2 protein-coding genes are annotated in these 2,018 nt (G+C 71.3%); both read left to right on the forward strand.

The annotated features are described in order from the left end of the window. Nucleotides 1-771 precede the first annotated feature (771 nt). On the forward strand, nucleotides 772-1,068 hold the full coding sequence (locus VN520_RS14635) for a helix-turn-helix domain-containing protein (protein ID WP_325747342.1): 297 nt from the start codon (nucleotides 772-774) through the stop codon (nucleotides 1,066-1,068). 110 nt (nucleotides 1,069-1,178) lie between these two features. Then, the coding region (locus VN520_RS14640; RefSeq protein WP_325747343.1) for a site-specific integrase at nucleotides 1,179-2,018 on the forward strand (840 nt) is incomplete at its 3' end.

The following is a 2,018-nucleotide window of genomic DNA, read 5'->3' on the forward strand; positions in this document are numbered from 1 at the left end:
GGCGTCAACAAGCCCAGCGGACACGGACGACGAAGGCCCGCTCCGACCCGGCGGAGGCTGGAGGCGGCCCCGAGCGGCGGGCCGCCGCGACGGCCTGCGGCTGGTGTGGCGGGCCGATCACCGCGCGAGCCCGGGGCCCGATCCCGAAATGGTGTTCGGCGACCTGCCGGCACCGCGCCTGGGAGCAAACCCGCGCTGCGGCCTCGGGCCGGGCGGCAGTGCAGATCGTCGAACGGCGCGTGCAAGTCTCCGTGCGGCAGTCAGTCACCCGACGCGACTGGCCTCAGGCCCTCGCCGATTTGGCTGCGCAGCTCGAAGACGGCCGAATCTACGACCGTGACCTTGCCGGCCTGTCACTTGCCCTCGACGCCGTCCTGGCCGCCTACCACCGCCGGCACCACGTCGGCCTCCGCGCCGAGGGGCATTGTCCCATCGGGGACCCTCGAGACCGACCTCGCTGACACCTCCACCGGTGACAGCGGCCGTCTCCAAGACCACGGGACATCGGATACGGCAGCTTGGACCCGCGGTACCACGGCGTCCTCCAGGTTCCCTCCCGTACTCCTCCGGTAGCAGCTCGCGGGGACCGGGAGAAGCTGCGGAGCCGGTGCCTCCTTCCCGCTGGTCACCGGTCCGTGCTGACTAGCGCGGAACCGGAGAAGAACAGGAGGTCGGTCCCTCATCGTCGAGGAACGCACCGCGCCCATCGTCGCCCGCGCACGGCCGCTGCCGGACGGCGACCGGCGGACCGGAATACTTGGAGGAGACGAGATGGGCGACCCCGAGTCGCTGCAGGACATGCTGACCAAGAGCCCCCTGCTGCTTACGCCCGAGGATGCGGCCAAGGTTCTCCGCATCGGCCGCACCACGGTCTACGCCCTCATGAAGGCCGGCGACCTGCGCCCGGTCCACATCGGTCGCAGCTGTCGGCTGGCCCGCGCCGAACTCGAGCGCTATGTCCGCATGCTGGAGAACCCAGTGGCGCCTGCCCAGCATCGTCGACGCAGCCAGCCGAAGTCGGCGAATCAGAGCGGGCTCTTTGATCCCGATCCCCCGGATGCGGCCTGACCTGTGCAGAGCGGGCACCGTGGTCAGACCGGTGCTGAACACTGTCCGCCGAACCATCAGGAACGGAAAGCGGCCGGACGGCCGCCGGCCCCGGCGATCGGAGCAGCCCCATGGCGAAGCGAGGGAACGGCGAGGGCTCGATCTTCAAGCGGGCCAACGGACGGTGGTACTCGGCCCTGACCTACCGAGACGACTTCGGCGAGGTGAAGCGGCGGGAGGTCAGCGGCAGAACGCAGGCGGAGGTGCGGGCGAAGCTCCGGGAGCTGCGGGAGCGCGTCGAGGCTGGCGCCCCCGTCAAGGATGCGTCGATCACGATGGCCGCCTGGCTGGAGGACTGGACGACGAAGGCGCTGCCGGCGAGCGACCGCAAGCAGGCGACGATCGACCTGTACGCGACAATTGCTCGCAGCCATCTGGTGCCGAAGCTGGGCAGCCTGCCCCTCGACCGGCTTCGCCCCTCCGACGTGGAGGCCCTGGTGCTCGCCAAGCGCCGCGCGGGCCTTTCTGCGTCATCCGTCCGAACGATCTACGCCGTGCTCCGGGCCGCCCTTGACGTCGCGGTCCGGGACGGGCTGATCCAGCGCAACCCGGCCGCCCTGGTCAAACGCCCGGCCGTCGAGCGCAAAGACGCGGGTTACCTCTCCGCCCAGCAGGCGGAGGCGCTGCTCGAGGCAGTCCGCGGTGACCGCCTAGAGGCCCTCTACCGCGTAATGCTGGCGACCGGCCTGCGCCGCGGTGAGGCTCTGGCCCTGCACTGGCGAGACGTCGACCTCGATGCGGCCGTCGTCCGGGTGCGCTGGACGCTGTCGCGGACGTCTGCCGGGCTTGAGCTCGGCGAGCCGAAGACCGAGAAGTCGCGGCGCACCGTGCCGCTCCCCGTCCCCGCCGTCGAGACGTTGCGGGCGCACCGCAAGCGCCAGGCCGCGGAGCAGCTCGCCGCAGGCAGCCTG

Source organism: Streptomyces sp. (assembly GCF_035563135.1).
GTDB lineage: Bacteria > Actinomycetota > Actinomycetes > Streptomycetales > Streptomycetaceae > Streptomyces.

Coding starts and splice junctions, on each gene's coding strand:
- VN520_RS14635 (WP_325747342.1), top strand. CDS start 772: ATGGGCGACCCCGAGTCGCTGCAGGACATGCTGACCAAGAGCCCCCTG.